The sequence below is a fragment of the Mycobacterium cajalii genome (genome assembly GCF_045809005.2).
Classification (GTDB): Bacteria; Actinomycetota; Actinomycetes; order Mycobacteriales; family Mycobacteriaceae; genus Mycobacterium.
This window is the reverse complement of sequence record NZ_CM141436.1, coordinates 2,370,175-2,388,840: the sequence shown is the minus strand read 5'-3', so window position 1 is coordinate 2,388,840 and position 18,666 is coordinate 2,370,175. Positions and strand designations below refer to the sequence as shown.

General features: G+C 70.8%; 19 protein-coding genes. 7 read left to right on the top strand and 12 right to left on the bottom strand.

Annotation, left to right across the window (positions count from 1 at the left end; all coding sequences use genetic code 11):
• Nucleotides 1-8 precede the first annotated feature (8 nt).
• On the top strand, nucleotides 9-1,490 hold the full coding sequence (locus tag ACJ512_RS11495; protein ID WP_407688354.1) for a flavin-containing monooxygenase: 1,482 nt from the start codon (nucleotides 9-11) through the stop codon (nucleotides 1,488-1,490).
• A 15-nt stretch (nucleotides 1,491-1,505) separates the two neighbouring features.
• The gene (locus ACJ512_RS11490; RefSeq protein WP_407688355.1) at nucleotides 1,506-2,066 is read left to right on the top strand and encodes a pyridoxamine 5'-phosphate oxidase family protein; all 561 of its coding nucleotides are present in this window, start codon (nucleotides 1,506-1,508) and stop codon (nucleotides 2,064-2,066) included.
• A 73-nt stretch (nucleotides 2,067-2,139) separates the two neighbouring features.
• On the opposite strand, the gene metK is transcribed toward ACJ512_RS11490, so the two are convergent.
• The 5 genes from metK to mihF all read right to left on the bottom strand — a co-directional run bounded on the left by metK (nucleotide 2,140) and on the right by mihF (nucleotide 6,086).
• Nucleotides 2,140-3,351 carry a methionine adenosyltransferase gene (metK, locus tag ACJ512_RS11485; RefSeq protein ID WP_407688356.1) on the bottom strand — a complete coding sequence of 404 codons (1,212 nt, stop codon included), beginning with the start codon at nucleotides 3,349-3,351 and terminating at the stop codon, nucleotides 2,140-2,142.
• Between the two features lie 103 nt (nucleotides 3,352-3,454).
• Entirely contained in the window at nucleotides 3,455-4,702 is a 1,248-nt protein-coding gene (gene coaBC, locus ACJ512_RS11480) for a bifunctional phosphopantothenoylcysteine decarboxylase/phosphopantothenate--cysteine ligase CoaBC (RefSeq protein ID WP_407688357.1), read from the bottom strand.
• Nucleotides 4,703-4,722: 20 nt separating this feature from the next.
• Entirely contained in the window at nucleotides 4,723-5,055 is a 333-nt protein-coding gene (gene rpoZ, locus ACJ512_RS11475) for a DNA-directed RNA polymerase subunit omega (protein ID WP_407688358.1), read from the bottom strand.
• 62 nt (nucleotides 5,056-5,117) lie between these two features.
• Nucleotides 5,118-5,756, bottom strand: coding sequence for a guanylate kinase (gmk, locus tag ACJ512_RS11470; RefSeq protein ID WP_407688359.1), 639 nt, complete (start codon nucleotides 5,754-5,756; stop codon nucleotides 5,118-5,120).
• 12 nt (nucleotides 5,757-5,768) lie between these two features.
• Nucleotides 5,769-6,086: an integration host factor, actinobacterial type gene (gene mihF, locus ACJ512_RS11465; RefSeq protein ID WP_015355818.1), complete on the bottom strand. Its 318-nt coding sequence runs from the start codon at nucleotides 6,084-6,086 to the stop codon at nucleotides 5,769-5,771.
• Nucleotides 6,087-6,552: 466 nt separating this feature from the next.
• Here mihF and ACJ512_RS11460 point away from each other — a divergent pair, with 466 nt between their 5' ends.
• Complete coding sequence (locus ACJ512_RS11460; RefSeq protein ID WP_407688360.1) at nucleotides 6,553-6,975, top strand: TOBE domain-containing protein; 423 nt, start codon at nucleotides 6,553-6,555, stop codon at nucleotides 6,973-6,975.
• A 5-nt stretch (nucleotides 6,976-6,980) separates the two neighbouring features.
• On the opposite strand, the gene pyrF is transcribed toward ACJ512_RS11460, so the two are convergent.
• The 7 genes from pyrF to pyrR form a co-directional block, all read right to left on the bottom strand.
• Nucleotides 6,981-7,808, bottom strand: coding sequence for an orotidine-5'-phosphate decarboxylase (gene pyrF / locus ACJ512_RS11455; protein ID WP_407688361.1), 828 nt, complete (start codon nucleotides 7,806-7,808; stop codon nucleotides 6,981-6,983).
• Nucleotides 7,805-11,155, bottom strand: coding sequence for a carbamoyl-phosphate synthase large subunit (carB, locus tag ACJ512_RS11450; RefSeq protein WP_407688362.1), 3,351 nt, complete (start codon nucleotides 11,153-11,155; stop codon nucleotides 7,805-7,807). Before carB ends, pyrF begins: the two co-directional genes overlap by 4 nt.
• An 85-nt stretch (nucleotides 11,156-11,240) precedes the next feature.
• Nucleotides 11,241-12,359, bottom strand: a complete 1,119-nt coding sequence (gene carA / locus ACJ512_RS11445; RefSeq protein ID WP_407688363.1) for a glutamine-hydrolyzing carbamoyl-phosphate synthase small subunit — start codon at nucleotides 12,357-12,359, stop codon at nucleotides 11,241-11,243.
• The gene (locus ACJ512_RS11440; RefSeq protein WP_407688364.1) at nucleotides 12,356-12,886 is read right to left on the bottom strand and encodes a PH-like domain-containing protein; all 531 of its coding nucleotides are present in this window, start codon (nucleotides 12,884-12,886) and stop codon (nucleotides 12,356-12,358) included. The genes carA and ACJ512_RS11440 overlap by 4 nt, the downstream gene beginning before the upstream one ends.
• Complete coding sequence (locus ACJ512_RS11435; protein ID WP_407688365.1) at nucleotides 12,883-14,175, bottom strand: dihydroorotase; 1,293 nt, start codon at nucleotides 14,173-14,175, stop codon at nucleotides 12,883-12,885. Before ACJ512_RS11435 ends, ACJ512_RS11440 begins: the two co-directional genes overlap by 4 nt.
• Nucleotides 14,172-15,140: an aspartate carbamoyltransferase catalytic subunit gene (locus ACJ512_RS11430; protein WP_407688367.1), complete on the bottom strand. Its 969-nt coding sequence runs from the start codon at nucleotides 15,138-15,140 to the stop codon at nucleotides 14,172-14,174. The genes ACJ512_RS11435 and ACJ512_RS11430 overlap by 4 nt, the downstream gene beginning before the upstream one ends.
• Nucleotides 15,137-15,709 (bottom strand): bifunctional pyr operon transcriptional regulator/uracil phosphoribosyltransferase PyrR, encoded by a 573-nt coding sequence (gene pyrR, locus ACJ512_RS11425; RefSeq protein WP_407688366.1) that lies wholly within the window; start codon nucleotides 15,707-15,709, stop codon nucleotides 15,137-15,139. The genes ACJ512_RS11430 and pyrR overlap by 4 nt, the downstream gene beginning before the upstream one ends.
• A 263-nt stretch (nucleotides 15,710-15,972) precedes the next feature.
• On the opposite strand from pyrR, the gene ACJ512_RS11420 reads away from it, so the two are divergent.
• From ACJ512_RS11420 to ACJ512_RS11405, 4 genes are read left to right on the top strand one after another with little or no spacing between them, the layout of a single operon-like run.
• Entirely contained in the window at nucleotides 15,973-16,233 is a 261-nt protein-coding gene (locus tag ACJ512_RS11420; RefSeq protein WP_461480057.1) for a hypothetical protein, read from the top strand.
• A 53-nt stretch (nucleotides 16,234-16,286) separates the two neighbouring features.
• On the top strand, nucleotides 16,287-16,919 hold the full coding sequence (locus ACJ512_RS11415) for a class I SAM-dependent methyltransferase (RefSeq protein WP_407688443.1): 633 nt from the start codon (nucleotides 16,287-16,289) through the stop codon (nucleotides 16,917-16,919).
• The gene (locus tag ACJ512_RS11410; protein WP_407688441.1) at nucleotides 16,916-18,124 is read left to right on the top strand and encodes a serine hydrolase domain-containing protein; all 1,209 of its coding nucleotides are present in this window, start codon (nucleotides 16,916-16,918) and stop codon (nucleotides 18,122-18,124) included. Before ACJ512_RS11415 ends, ACJ512_RS11410 begins: the two co-directional genes overlap by 4 nt.
• Entirely contained in the window at nucleotides 18,125-18,664 is a 540-nt protein-coding gene (locus ACJ512_RS11405; protein WP_407688440.1) for a GNAT family N-acetyltransferase, read from the top strand.
• Nucleotides 18,665-18,666: the final 2 nt, after the last annotated feature.

The window sequence follows — 18,666 nt, the reverse complement described above, 5'->3', positions numbered from 1 at the left end:
GGGAGCTCATGACCAGCCCCGACTTCCAGACGCTGATCGTCGGCGCCGGATTCTCCGGGATCGGCGCCGCGACCAAGCTCGACAAGGCGGGCCTCCCGGACTACCTGGTGGTCGAGGCCGGCGACGGGGTGGGCGGCACCTGGCACTGGAACACCTATCCCGGCATCGCCGTGGACATCCCGTCGTTCTCCTACCAGTTCTCCTTCGAGCAGAGCCCACGCTGGTCGCGGACCTACGCGCCCGGCCGCGAGCTGAAGGCCTACGCCGAGCACTGTGTCGACAAATACGGCCTGCGATCACGGATCCGATTGGCCACCAAGGTGGTTTGCGCGGAGTTCGACGACGAGCACTCGCTGTGGCGGGTACGGACCGACCCCGGCGGCGAGATCACCGCCCGGTTCCTGATCAGCGCGAGCGGGGTACTCACCGTGCCGCAGCTCCCCGACATCGACGGAGTGGACTCCTTCGCCGGCGTCACCATGCACACCGCGCGGTGGGACCACGGGCAGGACCTGACCGGCAAGCGCGTGGCGATCATCGGCACCGGCGCCTCGGCCGTGCAGGTCATCCCCGAGATCGCACCGATCATCGAGCGGCTCACCGTGTTCCAGCGCACCCCGATCTGGTGCTTTCCCAAGTTCGACGTCCCGCTGCCGGCGCCGGTGCGCGCGGCGATGCGGGTGCCCGGCGCCAGGCTCGCCCAGCGGCTGGCCAGCCAGGCGTTCGTGGAGCTGACCTTCCCGATCTCGGCGCAGTACTTCACGGTGTTCCCGCTGGCCAAGCGGATGGCCGCGGCCGGACGCCGCTATCTGCGCCAGCAGGTGCGCGACCCGGTGGTGCGCGAGCAACTCACCCCGCGCTACGCCGTCGGCTGCAAACGCCCCGGCTTCCACAACGGCTACCTGGCGACGTTCAACCGCGACAACGTGCGCCTGGTCACCGAGCCGATCTCCAAAGTCACTGCCGGCGCGGTCGTCACCACCGACGGCGAGAGCCACGACATCGACGTGCTGGTGCTCGCGACCGGCTTCAAGGTCATGGACACCGACAACGTTCCGACGTTCGCGGTCACCGGCAGCGGCGGGGAGTCCCTGAGCCGGTTCTGGGACGAGCACCGGCTGCAGGCCTACGAAGGGGTCAGCGTCCCCCGTTTTCCCAACCTGTTCAGCGTGTTCGGGCCCTACGGGTACGTCGGCTCGTCGTACTTCGCGCTCATCGAGGCCCAGACCCATCACATCGCGCGGTGCCTGCTGCGGGCCCGCCGCGACGGCGCGACCCGCGTCGAGGTGACCGAGGAGGCCAACGCCCGCTACTTCGCCGAGATGCTGCGCAAGCGGCACCGCCAGGTCTTCTGGCAGGACAGCTGCCGGCTGGCCAACAGCTACTACTTCGACAAGAACGGCGACGTGCCGCTGCGCCCGGCCACCACCGTGGAGGCCTACTGGCGCAGCCGGCGGTTCCCGCTCGACGACTACCGCTTCACGGCCTAGCGCTACGCTCGACGGGTGGCAAAGGAGTTTTCCCACCTCGACGCCTCGCTCCGGGAGTTCATCGCCGAGCAGGCGATGTTCTTCGTCGCCACCGCCCCCTCTCAGGGGGGCCGAATCAACCTGTCCCCCAAGGGATATCAGGACACCTTCGCGGTGCTCGACGACCACACCGTCGCGTACCTGGATCTGTTCGGCAGCGGCGCGGAGACCATCGCGCACCTGCGCGACAACGGCCGGATCACGCTGATGTTCTGCTCGTTCACCCGCAACTCGCGGATCCTGCGGCTGTTCGGCACCGGACGGGTCGTTCGACCCGACGACGCCGAATTCGACGGCCTGATAGCACATTTCGGCGACGGGCACGCGGGCGTCCGGGCCGCGATCGTCGTCGACGTCGAGCGGATCGCCGACGCCTGCGGGTTCGCGGTGCCCTACTACGAACTCGTCGACGAACGCCCGGTCCTGGACACGCATCACGCCAAGGCGACCGACGAGAAGTTCTCGAGCCTGCTCGGGCGCAACCGGCGCAGCATCGACGGCCTGCCGGCCCTGGACGCCGACCATCCCCTACCCTAGCCAGCGCCAGCAGACGCAAAATCGCAGGCAAACAACGCGTTTCGTGCGACTCTGCGTCTGCTCGCGGTGAGAACTAGATGGCGGCCTTCAGCGCGTCGACCTTGTCGAGCTGCTCCCACGGCAGCTCGACGTCGGTGCGGCCGAAGTGGCCGTAGGCGGCGGTCTGCGCGTAGATCGGGCGCAGCAGGTCCAGGTCGCGGACGATCGCGCCGGGCCGCAGGTCGAACACCTCACCGATGGCCTTCTCGATCTTGACCGGGTCGACCGTCTCGGAGCCGAAGGTCTCGACGAAAAGGCCCACGGGGGCGGCCTTGCCGATGGCGTAGGCCACCTGCACCTCGACGCGCTCCGCCAGGCCGGCGCCCACGATGTTCTTGGCGACCCAGCGCATCGCGTACGCCGCCGAGCGGTCCACCTTCGACGGGTCCTTGCCCGAGAACGCGCCGCCGCCGTGGCGGGCCCAGCCGCCGTAGGTGTCGACGATGATCTTGCGTCCGGTCAGCCCGGCGTCGCCCATCGGGCCGCCGAGCACGAACTTGCCCGTGGGGTTGATCAGCAGCCGCGTCGACGACGTGTCCAGCGTGTCGTGCGCCAGGTCGTTGAGCACGGTGTTGAGCACCTTCTCCCGCAGGTCGGGGGTCAGGGTGTTCTCCAGGTCGATGTCGGCGGCGTGCTGGGTCGACATGACCACGGTGTCCAGGCGGACCGGGGTGTTGCCCTCGTAGGCGATGGTGACCTGGGTCTTGCCGTCCGGGCGCAGGTAGGGCAGCACCCCGCTCTTGCGGACCTCGGTCAGCCGGCGCGACAGCCGGTGCGCCAGCGCGATCGGCAGCGGCATCATCTCCGGCGTCTCGGCGATCGCGTAGCCGAACATCAGGCCCTGGTCGCCGGCGCCCTGGGCGTCCAGTGGGTCGGCCGCACCCTCGACGCGCGTCTCGTGGGCGGTGTCGACCCCCTGGGCGATGTCGGGTGACTGCGCGCCGATGCCGATGTTCACCCCGCAGGTCAGCCCGTCGAAGCCCTTGTCCGACGAGTCGTAGCCGATCTCCAGGATGCGCCCGCGAACGGTTTGGGTGATGTCGGCGAACGCCTCCTTTGCCGTCGTGGTCACCTCGCCCACCACGTGCACCTGCCCGGTGGTGACCAGCGTCTCGACGGCCACTCGCGAGCGGGGGTCCGCGGCCAGCAGCGAGTCCAGGACCGAGTCGCTGATCGCGTCGCAGATCTTGTCCGGGTGTCCCTCGGTCACCGACTCACTGGTAAACAGCCGACCCTTTTCGCTCACTATGCTCAATCCCTTTCCATTAATTAGTTAACCGAATCATATCGTCCGGCCCGCACTCCGATCCGCCGGGCAAGCCCCGCCCGGCCCAGGGCGCGGGGCGCTATCAGGCCTCGCCGCGCAGGAACGTGACAACCGCATCCACGATACGACTCGCCATCAACGTCTTGGACCCGTGCTCCAGCGCCGACTCGGTGCCGTCGGAGGCCAGCAACCAACCGTCGTTGCTGTCCACCTCGAAGGCCCTGCCCTCCCCGACGGCGTTGACGACCAACAGGTCACAGCCCTTGCGCCGGAGCTTCTCCCGCGCGTGGAACAGCACGTCGCCGTTGGCGTCCCCGGTCTCGGCGGCAAACCCGACGATGGCGCGCATGTTGGGCAACTCACCGTGGGCGCGCGCCCGCACCGCCGTGGCCAGCACGTCGTCGTTGCGCACCAGCTCGATCGCCGGCGGCCCGGCTTCATCGTCGGCGCCCTTTTTGATCTTGGCGGTGGCGACCTGCGCCGGCCGGAAGTCGGCGACGGCCGCCGCCATCACCAGGACGTCGGCCGCGGGGGCGTGCTTGGACACCGCGTCGCCGAGCTGCTCCGCCGAGCTGACCCGCACGACCTCGACGCCGGCGGGGTCGATCAGCCCCGCGGTGTGCCCGGCGATCAGGGTGACCTCGGCGCCGCGCTGCGCGGCGACCCGCGCCACGGCATAGCCCTGCTTGCCGGAGCTGCGGTTACCGATGAAGCGCACGGGATCGATCGGTTCCCGCGTGCCCCCGGCCGTCACCAGCACCTTGCGGCCGGCCAGGTCGTAGGGCAGCGCGTCGTGCCGCTCCAGCAGCAGCTGCGCCAGGGTGGTGATCTCTTCGGCTTCGGGCAGCCGGCCCGTCCCGCTGTCGGCGCCGGTGAGGCGCCCGGCCGCGGGTTCCAGCACGACGGCGCCGCGGCGACGCAGGGTGGACACGTTGTCGGCGGTGGCCGGGTGCAACCACATCTCGGTGTGCATCGCCGGGGCGAACAACACCGGACAGCGCGCGGTGAGCAGGGTCGCGGTCAGCAGGTCGTCGGCGCGTCCGGCCACCGCCCGGGCGAGCAGGTCCGCGGTCGCGGGCGCCACCACGACCAGGTCGGCCTGCTGCCCGATCTGCACGTGCGGCACGTCGGGAACGTTCTCGAAGACCCCGGTGTGCACGGACTGGCCGGACAGGGCCTCGAAGGTCGCGGCGCCGACGAAACGCAACGCGGACTCGGTGGGGACGACCCGGACGGAGTGACCCGCCTCGGAAAGCTGCCGAACGACGGTGCACGCCTTGTAGGCGGCGATACCACCGGAGACTCCGACGACGATCCGCTTGCGGTCCACAGCGCGCCCGGCCCTGCCAGCTACTCGCCCTCGGTGTGCTCGAGCAGGTCGGCGTGGATCTCGCGCAACGCGATGGACAGCGGCTTCTCCTGCAGGCCGGGCTCGACGAGCGGCCCGACGTACTCGAGGATGCCCTCGCCGAGCTGGTTGTAGTAGTCGTTGATCTGCCGGGCCCGTTTGGCCGCGTAGATCACCAGGGCGTACTTGCTCGAGACGCGGTCCAGCAACTCGTCGATGGGCGGGTTGGTGATGCCCAGCGGGGTGTCATAGACGCGCTGACCGCCTGCGGAGGGATCGAACTGATCGCCGGCGGGGACGGCGGTCAGCGACGCGTCGGACTGCGGAATACTCACGTAAGAAAATCTCCTGGCGGCGTAGAGCGGTGCGAAAGCTCGATGGTGTTCGGCCAGGCGGCTTACGCCGGGCCCGGGGCGGTTCCCACCAGCAAGGATACCAATTCCGCACACGCGGATTCCAATTGGCTGTTCACGACCACCGTGTCGAAGTCGTTTTGGGCGGCCAGTTCGACGCGCGCGGTGTCGAGGCGGCGCCGTATCACCTCGGGCGTCTCGGTGCCGCGGCCGACCAGCCGGGCCCGCAGGTCCTCCCAGCTCGGCGGGGCGAGGAACACGGTGGTGGCCTCGGGCATCGCCTTCTTGACCGCCCTGGCGCCGGCCAGGTCGACCTCGATCAGCACCGGGACGCCGGCCGCGGCGGCCGCCCGTACCGGCCCGGCCGGGGTGCCCGACCGGTGCAGCCCGCCGTGGATCTCGGCCCATTCGAGCAGGTCCCCGTCGTCGATCAGCCGCTGGAAGCGTTCCGGGCTGACGAAGTGGTAGTCGACGCCGTCGACCTCCCCGGGCCGGGGCGCTCGCGTCGTCGCCGAGACGCTGAAATGCAGGTCCGGTATCCGCTCGCGCAGGCACCGGACCACGGTCGACTTACCGACCGCTGAGGGACCGGACAGCACGACCACGCGGCCCGCCGGCTCGCGGCGCACCCCGGGCCGGGCGTCCGGTCCCTCGCCGGCGCCTACAGGCCCTCCGGCCTGCATCGTCGGCGCGGGCTAGGCGGAGCCGAACTTTTCCAGCAGGGCCTTGCGCTGCCGGTCACCCAGCCCACGCAGGCGCCGGGTCGGCGCGATCTCGAGCTCGGTCATGATTTCCTGCGCCTTGACCTTGCCCACCTTCGGCAGGGCCTCGAGCAGCGCAGACACCTTCATCTTGCCCAGAACTTCATCGGTCTCGGCGTCCTTGAGCACCTGGGTCAGGTTGGTGCCGCCACGCTTGAGCCGATCCTTGAGTTCCGCGCGCGCTCGACGTGCGGCAGCCGCCTTCTCCAACGCGGCCGCGCGCTGCTCGTCGGTCAACTGGGGAAGGGCCACGATTCCTCCGTATCTGATCAATCAATCTCAATCGATCTGGTTTGTCTCTGCCGGCTATAACCAGCGCAGACGACCGTACTCAGGCTTCCTGACGAAATCTAACCCGCCCCCTCGCTTAGGCGGGTAAATGCCCAGCGTAAACCTGGCGCGGCGGCCGTCGGGCGGGCGGCCGGAGGGGGCCGGCAGGGCCCCGGCCACCGCGTCGGTGCGCGTTGCGGCCACCCCGGTGTCCGGACCACTTCCAAGCCCTCTAGCTGGGCTTTTGCCCCCGGCGACTGCGTCCCGGCGGCGCGGCGCCCCGGCCCGGCCGCCCCGCCGTGACCACCTCGGCGGGCGGGCGAACGACCGATGCGGTGAATCACGCATTCGGGTGGCGTGTCGCGCGTGTCGCGGCGGGTTCACGCGCCGCTTCGCTGCCGCGACGCGATGCGGCCGTGGCAGCGGGGCGATCGGCTACCATCGAGCGGTGCCGAACCTGCGGATCCGCCAGGCCGCGGAGCTGCTAGGGGTCAGCGACGACACCGTGCGCCGATGGATCAACCAGGGCGCGCTGGCGGTCGACCACGACGCGGCCGGCCGCAAGGTCATCGCCAGCGAGGATCTCGCCGAGTTCGCGCGCACCAACGCACCCGCCCCGCCACCGGACCCGCTCAGCATCGGCAGCTCGGCCCGTAACCGGTTCGTCGGGCTGGTCACCAGGGTCGTCAGCGACCGGGTGATGACGCAGGTCGAGATGCAGTGCGGCCCGTTCACCGTGGTGTCGTTGATGAGCACCGAAGCCGCCCAGGAGCTGCAGCTGCGGCCCGGCACCGTCACCGTGGCCGTGGTCAAGGCCACCAACGTCATCGTCGAGACCGCCGATCCCGGCGCGACGATCGTGTCCGACTGACGCGGCTACGGCGCCGCCAGGTACGCGACGGCGTCGAGCATCCGTTGGCCGGCCGCCCGCAGGTCCGCCGCGTCCGGCCCGGCCCGCAACACCTCCCGCGACACCGCCGGCAGCAACTGACCCGGTTGCGCCCCGCCCAGCCCGGCCAGCGCCTCCGGACGCCCGCCCTGCGCCCCGATTCCCGGCACCAGCACCGGCCCGCCCAGCGCGCTGAGATCGGGCGCCTCGAAGACCGTGGCCCCCACCACCACGCCGACGTAGCCCGGGCCGTAGGGCGCGGCGGCCCGGTTCAGCACGGCCGCCTGGTCGACGACCAGCTGGGCCACGGTGCGGCCGTCGAACACCGCGCGCTGCACCGTGGCGCCCTCCGGGTTGGACGTCGCCGCCAGGACGAACACGCCCCGGTCGTTGGCGGCGGCGGCCTCCAGCAGCGGCCGCAGCGAGCCGAACCCCAGATAGGGCGAGGCCGTCACCGCGTCGGCGGCCAGGGGCGAGTCCCCCGCCCAGGCGGCGGCGTAGGCCGCCATGGTCGTCCCGATGTCGCCGCGCTTGGCGTCGGCCAGCACCAGTACCCCCGCCGACCGCAACGCGGCGATGGTACGTTCCAGCACCGCGTAGCCGGCCGCGCCGTAGGTCTCGAAGAACGCCACCTGCGGTTTGACGACGGCGAAGCCGGCGAACGCCTCCACGCAGGTGTCGCAGAACGCGGCCAGCCCGTCGGCGGTCGCCGGCAGGTCCCATGCCCGCAGCAGTTCCGGGTGCGGGTCGATGCCCAGGCACAGGGGCCCGCGTTGTGCCTTCGCGTCGGCCAGCCGGACGCCGAACCCGGTCACTGGTCGCTGCCCGGCCCGAGCATGCTGTGCAGTTCCTGCAGGCACCGCACCCCGATGTCGCCGCGGATGCCCGCCTCGATGCCCTGCACCGCCGCCGACGCGCCCTGCACCGTGGTGACGCAGGGGATGTTGACCCCGACCGCGACGGACCGGATCTCGTAGCCGTCGATGCGCGGGCCGGAGTTGCCGTAGGGCGTGTTGATCACCATGTCGACCTCGCGGGCCTTGATGGCGTCCACCGCGGACATCTCGGGGCGGCCCGGTTGCGGCGGCTCGAAGTGCTTGCGCACCTCGTCGCACGGAATGCCGTTGCGGCGCAACATCTCCGCGGTCCCCTCGGTGGCCAGCACGCGAAAGCCCAAATCGGCCAGCCGCTTGACGGGGAACACCAGCGAGCGCTTGTCGCGGTTGGCGACCGAGACGAACACGGTGCCCCGGTCCGGCAGCGAGCCGTAGGCGGCGGTCTGGCTCTTGGCGAAGGCGCTGCCGAAGTCGCGGTCGATGCCCATGACCTCGCCGGTCGACTTCATCTCCGGGCCCAGCAGCGAGTCGATCGCCGCCCCGTCGGCGCTGTGGAACCGATGGAACGGCAGCACCGCCTCCTTGACCGCGATCGGGGCCGTCGGGGCCGCGTGGCCGCCGTCCCCGGACGCGGCCAGGATGCCCTCGTCGCGAAGCTGGGAGATCTTGGCGCCCAGCATGATCCGCGCGCAGGCCTTGGCCAGCGGAATCGCGGTGGCCTTGGACACGAAAGGAACGGTGCGGCTGGCGCGCGGGTTGGCCTCCAGGACGTAGAGCACGTCGTCCTTGAGGGCGTACTGCACGTTGAGCAGGCCGACCACGCCGATGCCGTGGGCGATGGCCTCGGTGGCGCGACGGACCTTCTCGATGTCGCTGCGGCCCAGCGTGACCGGCGGCAGCGCGCACGCCGAGTCGCCGGAGTGGATGCCGGCCTCCTCGATGTGCTCCATGATGCCGCCGATGTAGACCTCGGTGCCGTCGCACAGGGCGTCGACGTCGATCTCGACCGCGTCCTCGAGGAAGCGGTCGACGAGCACGGGATGCTCGGGCGAGAGCTCGGTGGCGCGGCTGATGTAGCTCTTGAGCGTCTCCTCGTCGTAGACGATCTCCATGCCGCGCCCGCCCAGCACGTAGGACGGCCGCACCAGCACCGGATAGCCGATGTCCTCGGCGATCCGGCGCGCCTGCGCGAAGGTCGTCGCCATGCCGTAGCGGGGCGCGGGCAGGCCGGCGGCGCCCAGCAGGTCGCCGAACGCGCCGCGGTCCTCGGCCAGGTCGATGGCCTCCGGCGGGGTGCCGACGATGGGAACCCCGGCGTCGGCGAGGCGTTGCGCGAGCCCGAGCGGGGTCTGGCCGCCGAGCTGCACGATGACGCCGGCGACCCCGGGGCCGTCGCCGGCCGACTCCGTTTCGGCGCGGAACACCTCGAGGACGTCCTCGAACGTCAGGGGCTCGAAGTAGAGCCGGTCGGCGGTGTCGTAGTCGGTGGACACCGTCTCCGGGTTGCAGTTGACCATCACGGTCTCGAAACCCGCCTGGCTCAACGTGGTTGCCGCGTGCACACAGCTGTAGTCGAATTCGATGCCCTGCCCGATCCGGTTCGGGCCGGAGCCCAGGATGAGCACCTTGGGCTTCTCGGTCTGCGGGGCCACCTCCGTCTCGGCGGCGGGGTCGAGCTCGTAGCTGCTGTAGTGGTAGGGCGTCTTGGCCTCGAACTCCGCGGCGCAGGTGTCGACCGTCTTGTACACCGGGTGGATGCCGAGACGCTCGCGCAGCGAGCGCACCCCGTCCTCGCCGGCCAGTTCGGGTCGCAGCGCGGCGATCTGGCCGTCCGACAGCCCGTTGTGCTTGCCGCGGCGCAGCAGCTCCGCGTCGAGCACCGGGGCCGCGGCCAGCTCGGCGCGCAACGCGACCAGCTCGCCGACCTGCGCGACGAACCACGCGTCCACGCCGCTGGCCTCGGCGACCCGCTCCACCGACGCGCCCAGCCGCAGCGCCAGTTCCAGGTCGTAGAGCCGACCTTCGGTCGGGGTCCGCAGCCGGGTCAGCACCTCCTCGGCGTCACCGTCGGGGTCCGGCTTGGTCCAGAACCCGGCGCGGGTGGTTTCCAGCGACCGCATCACCTTGCCCAGCGCCTCGACGAAGTTGCGCCCCAACGACATCGCCTCGCCCACGGATTGCATCGTGGTGGTCAGGGTGGGGTCGGCGCCGGGGAACTTCTCGAACGCGAACCGCGGGGCCTTGACGACGACGTAGTCCAGCGTGGGTTCGAAGGCGGCCGGGGTCTCCTTGGTGATGTCGTTGACGATCTCGTCGAGGGTGTAGCCGATGGCGAGCTTCGCGGCGATCTTGGCGATCGGGAAGCCGGTGGCCTTGGACGCCAGCGCGCTCGACCGGGACACCCGCGGGTTCATCTCGACGACGATCAGCCGGCCGTCGGCGGGGTCGACCGCGAACTGGATGTTGCAGCCGCCGGTGTCGACGCCGACCTCGCGCAGGATCGCGATGCCCAAATCGCGCATCCGCTGGTATTCGCGGTCGGTCAGCGTCATCGCCGGCGCGACGGTGACCGAGTCGCCGGTGTGCACGCCCATCGGGTCGACGTTCTCGATGGAGCACACCACGACCACGTTGTCGTGGCCGTCGCGCATCAGCTCGAGCTCGAATTCCTTCCAGCCGTAGATGGATTCCTCGATCAGCACGTTGGCGCTGGGCGAGGCGGCCAACCCCGCGCCGGCCATCCGCTCGATCTCCTCGGTGGAGTTTGCCATCCCCGAGCCCAGCCCGCCCATGGTGAAGCTGGGCCGCACGACCACCGGCAGCCCCAGCTCGGCGACCGTCTCGCGGACCTCCTCCATCGTGAAACACACACGGCTGCGGGCGGATTCGCCGCCGACCTTGGCGACGATGTCCTTGAACATCTGCCGGTCCTCGCCGCGCTGGATGGCGTCGAAGTCGGCCCCGATGAGTTCGATGCCGTACCGTTCCAGCGCCCCGTTCTCGTGCAGGGCGACCGCGGTGTTGAGCGCGGTCTGCCCGCCCAGGGTGGCCAGCAGCGCGTCGATGCGGTTGCCGCGCTCGGCCTGCTGGGCGATCACCCGCTCGACGAAGGCCGGGGTGATGGGCTCGATGTAGGTGAAGTCGGCGTACTCGGGGTCGGTCATGATGGTGGCCGGGTTGGAGTTGACCAGGCTCACCTGCAGGCCCTCGGCCCGCAGCACCCGGCACGCCTGCGTGCCGGAGTAGTCGAACTCGCAGGCCTGTCCGATCACGATCGGACCCGAGCCGATCACCAGCACGTGGTTGAGGTCGGTGCGACGCGGCACTAGCGCTTCCTTCCGGTCTCGGCGCGGGCGTGCGTGTGTGCACGCCGACACGCCGTCAGTGGCGTGCAACTGCGCACGCTCGCTGTCATTGCTGCCCCGCCATCAGGTCGATGAATTGGTCGAACAGGTATTCCGCGTCGTGCGGACCCGCGGCGGCCTCGGGGTGGTACTGCACCGAGAACGCCCGCCCGTCGGCGAGTTTGACGCCCTCCACCACGCCGTCGTTGGCGCAGGTGTGGCTGACCACCGCCGCGCCGAACGGCGTGTCGAAGGTCTGGCCCGCCTCCCCTTCCAGCGCGAAGCCGTGGTTCTGGGCGGTGATCGCGACCCGGCCGGTGGCGTGGTCGATGACCGGGATGTTGATGCCCCGGTGACCGAACACCATCTTGTAGGTGGACAGCCCCAGCGCCCGCCCGAGGATCTGGTTGCCGAAACAAATGCCGAACAGCGGGATTCCGGCGCCCAGCACCTCGCGGGTGAGCCCGACGACGTGGTCGGCGGTGGCCGGGTCGCCGGGCCCGTTGGACAGGAAGACGCCGTCGGGCTGCAGCTCGCTGATCTGCTCGAAGGTGGCCGACGACGGCAGGACGTGGCTGCGGATGCCGCGCCGCGCGAAATTGCGCGGGGTGTTGGTCTTGATCCCGAGGTCCAGCGCGGCCACCGTGAACCGGCGGGTGCCCTCCGCCTCGACGACGTAGGGCTGCGGCGTGCTGACCTCGCCCGCCAGGTCGGCGCCCAGCATGCAGGGCTGGCCGACGACCCGCTCGAGCAGTTCGGCCGGTTCGGCCAGGGCGTCGCCGGAGAACACGCCGGCCTTCATCGATCCGCGGCTGCGCAGATGCCGCACCACCGCGCGGGTGTCGATGCCGGCGATCCCGACGATGTGCTGGCGGACCAGCTCGTCCTCCAGGGTGCCGGTGGCCCGCCAGTTGGACGCCCGCGGCGACGGGTCGCGCACCGCGTACCCGGCCACCCAGATCTTGTCGCCGCGGCTCTCGGCGTCCTCGGTGTTCCAGCCGGTGTTGCCGATCTGCGGGGCGGTGGCCACCACGATCTGGCGGTGATAACTCGGATCGGTCAGCGTCTCCTGATAGCCGGACATGCCGGTGGAGAACACGGCCTCCCCCAGCGTTTGGCCGACCTCGCCGTACGGCGTGCCGGTGAAGACGCGGCCGTCCTCGAGTACCAGCAGGGCCTTGGTCACGCTGCTCCCTCCTCGCGCTGCCGCGGGCCGGGTGAGCCCGCCCCCAGCACGTCGTCGTATTCGTCACGGTTTCCGGCGCGGAACCCGGTGTCGATCTCGGCGCCCGACGGCAGCCGCCACCGGATCGCCAGTATCCCGTTGCGGGCGCCGACCTTTCCGGCCATGCCCCGCTCGGTGCGGACGGCGGCGATCGACTCCTGGGGAATCCAAATCGGATTGGCGTGGCTGCGTTCCAGCAGGATCCCCTCCGGATAGCGGGTCAGCACGGCCTTGCTGCGGTAGCCCAGGTCGCCGGCCGTGACGCGGTCGTTCCAGGCGGGCGACAGTGTGCACCCGACATAGGCACCGCGGATGGTGCTGGTCGCAGCGCCCACCTCGGCGGGCATCTGGGGCAGATTTCCGATCAGCTCGGCCTGTCGCTCGGCGCGGCGCCGCCAGCCGCGCATCATCAGCTGGATCAGCACCGCGATCACCACCACCAGCACGGCCGCGAAGATGAGCGACCCCACCAGCGTGCCGGAGTTCATGCCGGGCTCTTCCCGTCTCGGGCGGTGATCTTGCCGCGCAGCAGGGTCGCGGTCACGGTGGCGGGCAGGGTCATCGACTCGTACGGCGTGTTGGCCGACCGGCTGGCCAGATGCGACCCGGTGACCGTCCAGGTGGCGTCGGGGTCCACCACGGTCAAATTCGCCGGCTCCCCCACCTCCAGCGGGCGGCCGTGGTCGGGCAGGCGCGCGATGCGGGCCGGGTTCTCGCTCATCACCCTGGCGACGTCGCGCCAGGTCAGCAACCCCGGCGCGACCATGGTCTGCACCACCACCGAAAGCGCCGTCTGCAGCCCCAGCATCCCGGGGCGCGCCGCGGAGAACTCGACGCATTTCTCGTGCTCGGCGTGGGGCGCGTGATCGGTGGCCACACATTCGATTACCCCGTCGGCGAGCGCTTGACGCAAAGCCAGCGCATCGGAGGCCTCCCGCAGCGGCGGATTGACCCGGTTCACGCCGTCGTAGCTGGCCAGTCTGGTGTCGTCGAGCAGCAGGTGATGCGGGGTCACCTCGGCGGTGATCGAGATACCTTGCCCCTTGGCCCATTTCAGGAGCTCCACAGTGCCCGCGGTGGAGGCGTGGCAGATGTGCACCCGGGCGCCGGCGTCGCGGGCCAGCAGCGCGTCGCGGGCGACGATCGATTCCTCGGCGGCCCTGGGCCATCCCGCCAGCCCCAGCCGCCCGGCGGTGGGCCCCTCGTGGGCGACGGCGCCCGCCGTCAGCCGCGGCTCCTCGGCGTGCTGGGCGATCAGCGCCCCCAGCCCGGTCGCGTATTCCAGGGCGCGGCGCATCACCAGCGGGTCGTGCACGCACACACCGTCGTCGGAGAACATCCGCACCTGCGCGGCGCCGGCGGCCATCATGCCCATCTCGGTGAGCTCGACCCCGGCCAGCCCGACGGTGACGGCCCCGACGGGGTGCACGTCGACCAGTCCGACCTGCTGGCCGCGGTGCCAGACGTGATCGGTGACCACCGGGCTGTCGGCGACCGGGTTGGTGTTGGCCATCGCGAACACCGCGGTGAATCCACCCAAAGCCGCTGCGGCCGAGCCTGTTTCGATATCCTCGGCGTATTCGCGGCCGGGCTCGCGCAGGTGGGTGTGCAGGTCGACGAATCCGGGCAGCAGCACGTGGCCCGTGGCGTCGATGACGTCGGCGTCGGCGCGGATCGGCAGACCCGCGCCGATCTGGGCGATCTGGCCATCCTCGACCAGCACGTCGACCCGGTCACCCTCGCCGTAGAGCCGGACCCCGCGAAGCAGCACGCTCACGCCGCACCCTCTTCCCCGGCCGGCTCGGTGCCGACCAGCACATGGAACAAGACGGCCATCCGCACGTGTACCCCATTTGACACCTGTTGCAGCACAGCCGATTGCGTCGAGTCGGCCACCGACGACGCGATCTCCATGCCGCGCACCATCGGCCCGGGGTGCAGCACCACGGCGTGGCCGGGCAGCATGGCCTGGCGCCGGTCGGACAGGCCGTAGCGGACCGAGTACTCGCGCACCGACGGGAAGAAGCCGCCGGTCATCCGCTCGGCCTGCACCCGCAGCATCAGCACCGCGTCGGCGGCGGGCAGCTCGGCGTCCAGGTCGTAGGAGACCGTGGCGGGCCAGCCTTCGACGCCGGCCGGAAACAGCGTCGGCGGCGCCACCAGCACCACCTCGGCGCCCAGGGTGGCCAGCAGCATGACGTTGGAGCGGGCGACGCGGCTGTGCAGAATGTCGCCGACGATCACGACGCGCCGGCCCTCGATGCCGCCGAGCCGCTGGCGCAGGGTCAGCGCGTCCAGCAGCGCCTGCGTGGGGTGTTCGTGGGTGCCGTCACCGGCGTTGATCACCGACGGGCCGCCCTCCTGCAGGCCCGCGGACGAACTCCACTCGGCCAGCAGGTGCGCGGCACCGGAGGCGGGATGCCGCACGATCAGTGCGTCGGCCCCGGCCGCGCGCAGCGTCAGCGCGGTGTCGCGCAACGACTCCCCTTTGCCCACCGAGGATCCGGCCGCGCTGACGTTGATGACGTCGGCGCTCATCCACTTGCCGGCCACCTCGAACGACACCCGGGTGCGGGTCGAGTTCTCGTAGAACATCGTGATCACGGTGCGGCCGCGCAGCGTCGGCAGTTTCTTGATCTCGCGGCCCACCAGCGCCTGCGCGAAGCGGTCGGCGTCGTCGAGGATCGCGGTGGCCTCGTCGCGGCTCAGATCGCCGGCGGCCAGCAGGTGCCTGGTCATCAGATGTCATCCCTCGAGATCACCACGCCGTCGCGCCCGTCGTGCTCGGTGAGCAGGACGTGCACGCTCTCGCTGCGTGAGGTCGGTACGTTCTTGCCGACGTAGTCGGCGCGCAGCGGCAGTTCGCGGTGGCCGCGATCCACCAGCACGGCCAGTTGCACCGCGCGGGGGCGGCCCACGTCGCGCAGCGCGTCCAGGGCGGCGGCCACCGTGCGTCCGGAGAACAGCACGTCGTCGACCAGGATCACCAGGGCTTCGTCGACGCCGCCGGCCGGGATCGAGGTTGGCTCCAGCGCCCGGGGCGGCTTGTTCCTCAAGTCGTCGCGGTAGAGGGTGATGTCCAGGGCGCCGCGGGCGACGTCGACCCCGCTGTATTCGCCGATGTTGGCGGCCAGGCGTTCGGCCAGGATCACGCCGCGGGTCGGGATCCCGAGCAGCACGACGCGCGGCGCGTCGGTGCCGTCGAGTGCGGTCTTTTCGATGATCTGGTGCGCGATGCGGGAAATGGTGCGGCCCACGTCGGCCGCCGACATCAATTCGCGGCCGGTGGCGGGGTCGTCCGCTGCACCCATGCGTGACTTGACCTCCTTCTCCGCCTCGCGGGACGGATCGTTAAAGGATGTCGACTGTCCGGCAGCCTAGCATCGCCGGTCGCGGCAGCACCGACACGGCCCGCAAACTTGTCCGGGGTGCGCGCTAGCATCGAACGCATGTTCGAGGAATTGGTGGCGGTGGATCCCGCGGCCGACGAAGCCACGCTGATCGGGCGCATCGCCGAGCTGGAACGACAAATCGGCCGCCGCGGCAGGCCAGGCGCGGGCGGCCGCCGTCCTGGATGCCACCCGCCGCGCGGACGAGGGCGCCGCCGGGGTGCCCGCCGCCCGGCGCGGGCGCGGCGTGGCCGCCGAGCCCGCCCGGCGCGGGCGCCGTCGTCGAACGCGCCGCCAAGGCCGAACACGACCGCACCGTCACCATCCGCCCCGCCCCCACCGGCCACACCTACCGCTCAGAAGCCTTAGCGCGCGCACGCACCATCGACCGCAGCGAACTCGAAACCCGCATCGGCATCACACTGGCGCAACGGCACGCCGCCTAAGACCTAAGCTGGCACCAATGACCGACTCGAATTCATCGTCCGGGTTCTCGGGGTTGCAGCGCATGGACTTCGACGCGCTCTACCGCGGCGAGAGCCCCGGCGAGGGCATCCCGCCCATGACCACGCCACCCTGGGACACCAGGGCGCCCAAGGACAACGTCATCGCCTGGCACTCCAAAGGCTGGGTGCACGGCGACGTCCTCGACATCGGCTGCGGGCTCGGCGACAACGCCGTCTATCTGGCCGCGAACGGCTACCGGGTGACGGGGCTGGACATCTCGCCGACGGCGCTGATCACCGCCGAACGGCGGGCCGCCGACGCAGGAGTCGACGTGCGGTTCGCGGTGGCCGACGCCACCAGGCTCGACGGCTACACCGGCGCCTTCGACACCGTCGTCGACAGCGGCATGTTCCACTGCCTCGACGACGACGGCAAGCGCCGCTACGCCGCCGCGGTGCACCGCGCAACCAGGCCCGGGGCCACGCTGCTGATCAGTTGCTTCTCCGATGCCAACCCCGTCGACGACCAATGGCCCCGCCCGATGGTCTCCGAGCAGACGCTGCGCGACGTCCTCGGCGGCGCGGGCTGGGACATCGAATCGCTGGAGCCCGCCACGATGCGGCGCGAGCACGAGGGCGCCGAGGCCGAGATGTCGTTCTGGTACGTGCGCGCGAAGCGCTCGTGAATTTGCAGGGCAACGCGGCCTCCATCCGCGAGGTGTGCGACGCGGGGCTGCTCTCCGGCGCGGTGACGCTGGTCTGGCAGCGCGGAGAAGTGTTGCAGGTCAACGAGATCGGCTACCGCGACGTCGAGGCGGGGCTGCCGATGCAGCAGGACACCCTGTTTCGCATCGCGTCGATGACCAAACCCGTCACCGTCGCCGCGGTGATGAGCCTCGTCGACGAGGGAAAACTCGCGCTGAAGGACCCGATCGTGCGCTGGGCGCCGGAACTGGCCGACGTGCGGGTGCTCGACGACCCGCGTGGGCCGCTGGACCGCACCCACCCGGCGCGGCGCGCCATCCTGATCGAGGACCTGCTCACCCACACCAGCGGCCTGGCCTACGGCTTCTCGGTGACCGGGCCGATCTCGCGGGCCTACGTGCGGCTGCCGTTCAACCAGGGGCCCGACGCGTGGCTGGCCGAGCTGGCCAAACTGCCGCTGGTGCACCAGCCCGGTGAGCGCCTCACCTACAGCCACTCCATCGACCTGTTGGGGGTCCTCGCCGCCCGCGTCGAGGGCAAGCCGTTCCACCAGGTTCTCGACGAACGGGTGCTGGGCCCGGTGGGCATGCCCGACACCGGCTTCTTCGTGACCCCCGAGGCGCGGCGGCGCGCCGCCACGATGTACCGCATCGACGAGCAGGGCGCCCTGCGCCACGACGTCATGGGGACCCCGCACATCAAACCGCCGGCGTTCTGCAACGCCGGCGGCGGGCTGTGGTCGACCGCCGGTGATTACCTGCGGTTCGTGCGGATGCTGCTCGGCGACGGAACCATCGACGGCGTGCGCGTGCTCTCCGCCGAGTCGGCACGGCTCATGCGCACCGACCGGCTGACCCCCGAACTGAAGCGCCACGACTTCCTGGGAGCGCCGTACTGGGTCGGCCGCGGATTCGGGCTGAACCTGTCGGTGGTGACCGATCCGGCGCGCTCCGTCCCGCTGTTCGGGCCGGGCGGGCTGGGCACGTTCAGCTGGCCCGGCGCCTACGGCACCTGGTGGCAGGCCGACCCGTCCGCCGACGACCTGGTCCTGCTGTACCTGATCCAGAACATGCCCGACATGACCGCGGACGCCGCCACGGCCGTCGCGGGCAACACGTCGCTGGCCCAACTGCGCACGGCGCAGCCGAAATTCGTCCGCCGCACCTATCAAGCGCTCGGCCTGTGAATGCCCGGCTACCCGCCTGACCGCATCGCCGGGCCCCGGCTGCTGCTGCGGCTGCCCGTCCTCGACGACGCGGGCGCCCTCTTCCAGCGGGTGGCCCGCGATCCCGACGTCACCCGGTATCTGCTGTGGTCGCCCCATCCGGACGTGGCGGCGACGCGGCGGGTGATCACCGAGAAGCTCAACGTCGGCGGCGACGAGCGGACCTGGGTCATCGAGCTGCGGCACAGCGGCGAGGTCGTCGGGATGGTCAGCTGCCGGCAAACGGCGCCGCACTCGGTGGAGATCGGTTACTGCCTCGGCAAGCGCTGGTGGGGCAAGGGTTTGCTGTCCGAGGCGCTCGACATGCTGCTGCACGCCCTGGAATCCGACCCGCAGATCTACCGGGTGTGGGCCACCTGCAGTCCCGACAACCAGCGGTCCACCCGCCTGCTCGAGCGCGCCGGTTTCTTCCTGGAGGGCCGCCTCGCCCGTCACGTCGTCTACCCGACCATGGGGCCCGAGCCGCAGGACAGCCTGCTCTACGCCAAGATCCTGCGGTAGCC